Origin of the sequence: Microbulbifer discodermiae, from assembly GCF_040742695.1 — a bacterium.
Lineage (GTDB): Bacteria > Pseudomonadota > Gammaproteobacteria > Pseudomonadales > Cellvibrionaceae > Microbulbifer.
The window spans coordinates 1-5,659 of record NZ_JBFLAB010000103.1; the positions used below are offsets into that span (position 1 = coordinate 1).

At 44.0% G+C, this 5,659-nt stretch carries 8 protein-coding genes; all 8 read left to right on the plus strand.

Annotation, left to right across the window (positions count from 1 at the left end; all coding sequences use genetic code 11):
* Positions 1–695 (plus strand): O-methyltransferase (locus AB1S50_RS18670; RefSeq protein WP_367152720.1); only part of this gene is annotated, 695 nt, incomplete at its 5' end.
* Positions 696–994: 299 nt separating this feature from the next.
* Positions 995–1,330 carry a DUF6559 family protein gene (locus tag AB1S50_RS18675; RefSeq protein WP_367152722.1) on the plus strand — a complete coding sequence of 112 codons (336 nt, stop codon included), beginning with the start codon at positions 995–997 and terminating at the stop codon, positions 1,328–1,330.
* Between the two features lie 104 nt (positions 1,331–1,434).
* The gene (locus AB1S50_RS18680) at positions 1,435–1,782 is read left to right on the plus strand and encodes a hypothetical protein (RefSeq protein ID WP_367152723.1); all 348 of its coding nucleotides are present in this window, start codon (positions 1,435–1,437) and stop codon (positions 1,780–1,782) included.
* Between the two features lie 99 nt (positions 1,783–1,881).
* Positions 1,882–2,553: a DUF4328 domain-containing protein gene (locus AB1S50_RS18685; protein WP_367152724.1), complete on the plus strand. Its 672-nt coding sequence runs from the start codon at positions 1,882–1,884 to the stop codon at positions 2,551–2,553.
* Between the two features lie 113 nt (positions 2,554–2,666).
* A complete protein-coding gene (locus AB1S50_RS18690; RefSeq protein WP_367152725.1) occupies positions 2,667–2,840 on the plus strand; it encodes a hypothetical protein in 174 nt (57 codons plus the stop codon).
* A 115-nt stretch (positions 2,841–2,955) separates the two neighbouring features.
* A complete protein-coding gene (locus AB1S50_RS18695) occupies positions 2,956–3,285 on the plus strand; it encodes a DMT family transporter (protein WP_367152726.1) in 330 nt (109 codons plus the stop codon).
* A gap of 360 nt (positions 3,286–3,645) precedes the next feature.
* Positions 3,646–4,845, plus strand: a complete 1,200-nt coding sequence (locus tag AB1S50_RS18700) for a serine hydrolase domain-containing protein (protein ID WP_367152727.1) — start codon at positions 3,646–3,648, stop codon at positions 4,843–4,845.
* A gap of 71 nt (positions 4,846–4,916) precedes the next feature.
* A complete protein-coding gene (locus AB1S50_RS18705) occupies positions 4,917–5,387 on the plus strand; it encodes a GNAT family N-acetyltransferase (protein ID WP_367152728.1) in 471 nt (156 codons plus the stop codon).
* Positions 5,388–5,659: the final 272 nt, after the last annotated feature.

Consider the following 5,659-nt stretch of genomic DNA (forward strand, 5'->3'; position numbering starts at 1 on the left):
GGAACAGTTCGCGCCGTGTTTTGCGTTTCTTGATAGTGTATTCGGCTTCGGCGAAGGTCAGTTGGCTCATGATTGAATCTGTGTATGTTGGAAATGGGGTAAATTATGCCAGACTGGAGCAGTTTTTCAGAGGTTCCCTAGTATCCGAAATCACTGCGGCGAGTAAACCTAAATTCTGGGCAACTATTCTTTTCAAGATGATACGTAAACTGGAACCGTTAGCTTGTGTAGAGCTTGGCTCTTGCGTTGGAATTTCAGCCTCTTATCAAGCTTCCGCTCTAAAGATTAATGGTAAAGGAAACATTATTACACTTGAAGGCTCAGATGAGATAGCCAATATTGCAAAGGACACCTTTGAAACCTTTGGGATCAAGAATGCATCTGTTGTGACAGGCCCTTTTCACGAAACCCTTAGCGGTGTTTTTGAAACATCCAAACCTATCGACTTCTTTTTCAATGATGGTCATCATGATCATGATGCAGTTATCCGATACTTTAACCAGGTAATACCTTACCTATCAGATGCAGCAGTCATTATTTTTGACGATATCTCTTGGTCATCAGGAATGAGAAAAGCTTGGATGGAAATAGAAAACAATGAACGGGTTTCAGCGTCAATTGACCTTAACACTATGGGTATAGCCTTAATTGACAAGACCATGAATACTAAAGAGAGGTTTAAGCTGCCATTGTAAGCAATGGGCAACGAGGGCATTCAAAATTTTGGATTGTTTTAATTGGGATACTGATGCTCCTTGTTCCGAAGTACAACCCTGGTTTTTAGAACTGCCGCACTCTTGCTAGGTAGCGTGGTTGGTTTGCTATGCTATACATTTTATGCAGTTAGCATAGCAGTATATAAACTAAGTAGCATCGGGTCAGGGATTATCCTTAACAAAGCTAAGTACTACCGCCAGTAAAATTAGTTAGACCCACAGCCAGCCGTCCTAACCAGGTATAAAATGACTACAAGGTGTCAAATATGGGACTCTTAATGAAAATAGGTAGTAATCGAGCGATAAAGAAAATTGCTAAGAGGCTCCCGCCATTTTTAGTAACATCCTATGGTTACTCCGAAACCTATACACCTGGCCAAGTGGGCACGGCTGTTGAAAATACAGGCTGCTCCTCTGACTATATTGATCATGCTTATGCGATGTTCTGCGATAAGGCATCCTTCAATGAAGTATCATCCGGCAATTATGAAGCACTACACCAAGAAGTAGCGGATCTTTGCTTTAGCGGCAATGCCAGCTTTGGGTTCTCCGACGCAACGGCCTACTCTGGTGATGTCGGTGCAGGTGATTGTGGCGGAGGCGGTGGAGACTAAATATTTAATCGATGCATACACCAGCCAGGTTTGCCCGGCCACTGGCTGGGCTGCCTACGCTACGCATCGACGGACCGATGATTTAGAAATTATATGAATAAACTATGAAATACATTCTATCAATTGCCTTCTTTTTAACCTGTTCAGTTACCAATGCTGAATCACTTACAATAGATACATATCGAGTCGATATTGATCCTTGCAAAGAAGGCGAAGTGACTTGTGAACCCAGGCTTTTTATAATCACCGAGCTAGCAACCGGGGATAAGTCTAGATATCTCGGAAAAAATTTATTCGCAATAGGTACAGATAGTAAAGCTCCGTGTCGCCACCAAGGTTATGAATTCGGAACCTATCATGGAAAATACTTACTGTATCTTGATGGTAAATTAGAGTTTCTAAATAGATCCGGTGAGCTGGTGATGTCCGAGAGCGGCACCTGGACAGATTAGAATCACATAATAAGCAAAGGCAGTCGGATAAATTTCCTCTGTCGCTACAATTTGCCCGCTACTTTGGGCGTTAGTACTCTAGATAGAGGATCGCAAACGATGTCAGATACTGAGAATAACTACAAAGATTCTAGCAGCCTTACCAGTTGGGTAAGGTATATGCTGTATGCTCAAATTGCGGTGATCATAATTTCATTATGGTCCAATTTTCTGGAATACCAATTACTGTCTGACTATCAAAATGGTGTATATATCTCCCAAGAGGAGGCGGTTGCAGATGGCGAAGCGAGCGACCAAAGGCAGCAGGTCATCGCCCTCTTCTATTTAGTGGTTTTCATTGTTTCGGGTTTTGTGATTCTTCGATGGATTTATCGGGCAAACTATAATGCTCGCCAGTTAGGTGCCAGAGACATGGAATTTACGCCTGGCTGGTCGATCGGCTATTACTTCATTCCTATCTTGACTCTTTGGAAACCCTTTCAGGCTATGAATGAAATTTGGAAGGCGAGCCACAATCCGAGTGATTGGTCTACCCAAAAGGCTGGTTCAATCCTTGGGCTTTGGTGGTTTCTCTGGATTGTTACAAACGCGCTTGGTCAAGCAACCTTCCGTATATCAATGCGGGCAGAAGAATTGCAGGAACTTATAAATGTCAATATCATCACGCAAATTTCAGACGCACTTTCAATCCTGCTTGCGTTAGTAACACTTTCTATTGTCAATTCCATATACCAGGCTCAATATGCCACCTATAAAAGTGCTAGCCAGTAAAGAAACAGGAAGTGAAAGCCGCCATTTTGCTATGACTCTCCCGCCCGTGCATTTGAGCGGAAGGTACAAATATCGTCATTGAATAGTTCGCTTTAATATGGAGATTAAAATTTATGCATAGTAATAAAGACCCTAAGAAAAAACGCGGTAGTGGAATCGGAGTCGGCGCCGCCATTGGCGTTGCTATAGGAACAGCCTGGGGAGCTTCATCTGGTGATTTGGCCCAAAGTATTGCTCTGGGTGTTGCATTCGGAGTTGCAGTGGGGGCGTTTTTTAATTTCACATAGAACAGAAATCGGCCGCCAAACGAGAAATGAAATAACTTGCTCGTCATATAAGTAAACGCTATACAAAACATGAATCTGGTGAGCGGCCGAATTCTATAGTTCATATGGGAAGGATATGGGATACATATATCTGGCAATTGCAATTATCGCTGAAGTTGTAGCAACCAGCGCGCTCAAAGCGTCTGATGAGTTCACAAAGCCAACCCCAAGTATTGTCGTAATCGTTGGCTACGGTGTTGCTTTCTATTTTTTGTCTCTGGTTTTGAAAACCATCCCCGTTGGCGTGGCCTATGCAATATGGTCGGGTCTGGGTATTGTTTTGATTTCCCTGGTAGGATTAGTTACTTTCGGTCAAAAATTGGATTTCGCCGCTGTCATAGGGATTTTGCTGATTATCGGCGGTGTGGTTGTTATGAATGTATTTTCAAATACAGTTGGACATTAAACATAATGATTGACTTAAGTTGAGTTTAACCATAAAAGCGTGGCTCCTATGAAACATCCAAAAAAACGTCTTGTCTGCTGAACAGTAATCGCTATCCTGCATGGTTTTTCTGTTCACAAGAGAGGCACAGAATACTAAAAGTTAAAACTGAGATCTCTACATGTACCCAGAACTAATTAACAAAAAAATGCCTCTAAATGTGATTTCTACGGAGTATTTTCACAGCTTATAGAAATTCTCAGGTTCCAATTGTGAGCCGCAAGACCATAGCAACAATAGTAATCTCTAACCTTAGTATTTCTTTTATTGGCATTTTATTTATGGAACAACAAATTTTAATTTTGCTAAACGGGGAAAATTATGGAAATCAATTTGATACATAATAGCCTAATTGCAAGTATTACTCTATTCTGTATTGCCAGCATTGCTGAAAGTGACAGTAAGAGCGCGCCAGAGATATCGGAATTTGACGTCAACAACTTATCCTATTCTTTCGAGCAAACACTACCGGATTTGGATAACGCCTATATAGATTCAAACCCATCCGCTACTACGGATGGTATTACGGTTGGCGGGTTGTTATCTGGTGGTAACAGCAGAGATTCCATTATTGCACTTGCTCGTGAGCTAGGGCGTGATGAACATGGGGATTATGATAGCCTGCTCATTTCACATAAAGACAAACTGGTTTTTGAATCGTATTACAAGAAAGGTCGCCTGAACCTCCCTCACTTCCAAGCGTCAGTCACCAAGTCCTACCTGTCAATAGCTATTGGTCGAGCCGTCCAATTGGGGCATCTCACTATGGCGGACCTGGACAAACCTATAGGTTATTTCTTTCAAGAACTTAAGCCTGATCAACTGCTGGATGGTGCGGAAAATATTACTTTGAATCATTTAATGAGTATGCGTTCCGGCATTCGATTAAATGATGAAAAGCTAAGACTCATCATGGATAACAGCTCTAAAACAAAAGGTTATAATATTGTCCAGGGGCTTCTAAAATACAGTGCAGCTATAACACCCCAGTCTCAAACTTTCAGCTATCAGGATTCCGACCCGCGGATTACAATGCAGATCCTTGATCGCGTGGTCCCAGGAACTGCGGAAGATTTCATCAGGGATGAGGTACTGGCAAAACTCGGAATTACCGTTTACGGCTGGAGAAGCGATATTAATGGTTTGCCTATTGCGGAGAGTGGTTCCAGCATTAGATCACGCGATATGCTCAAATTGGGGACATTGGTTAACAATAGCGGTCAATGGAATGGCGAGCAGCTTATTTCGGCAGAATTTTTAACTAAGGCCACTAGTAATATCACCAAGCCAACGGAGGATTGGATACCCGATACCTTTAATTATGGCTACTTTTGGTACCAAATGGACCTGCCAATCACGGATAAAACCTATAAAGTTAATCTCGCCTGGGGGGCTGGTGGACAGCGTATTATAGCGGTGAAGAAGCTTGACCTGGTTGTTGTTATCACCGGTCATGACAGGGAGGATAAGATAATGAATGAAGTTTCAACCAGGGTCCTGCCTGTATTTGCCAAGCCCTAACCCTATAGCAATCCCGGCAGGGGCGATGCTGTTGGTCGGCACGCCTCTGTCGGCGCTGGAGTTGTTCGCAGATGACCCATGGAGCCACAATCCGGCCGCTTTATGAGAGGGAGCAGGACATACCTCAGCTGGCGGCGTTTTTTGAAAGTGAATGGCCCTCCTACTATGGGCCATCTGGCCCCGGTGACGCCCTGGCTGATATCCAGAGCTACGCCAGCGAGAGCGCATTACCGCGCGGCCTGGTGGCCTGCATAAACGGTGTCCCGAGCGGGTTTATGGCCTTGAAGCATGATTCCATAACAGTGCGGCCAAAGTTGGGCCCCTGGGCTGCAGCGGGCTATGTCGTTCCCAATATGCGTGGCCGGGGACTCGGCTCAAAGCTATTGGCCGGCATAGAGGATACCGCGGCAACTATGGGTTTCCGCAAAATTTATTCCGGCACCAGCAAAGCACACAATTTGTTGCTGGGTGCTGGTTGGGCTGAGGAGGAGGTGCTGGCTTATAGTGGTGAAATAGTCACTATCTACAGCAAACAACTCTAACAACCCTGGTTATAGTCGCTCTACAACTAACCAGGCAATCTGGTTGGGAATCGCTCATTCATTGGATATTCCCCCTTGAAAAGCTGTACAGCTACATCAAATTGCTTGCTTTCCATGGGAAATTCAACCTGGGGTAGCCTGATTTCTCCGGACAGTCCCGATTGTTACCATAGGCAATTGGGAGTATGTAATGACTATGAGAAAGACTTATTCAATAGAGTTTCGTTCAGAGGCCGTAAAGCTGGTCCTTGAGCAGGGCTTGACGCAGGCGG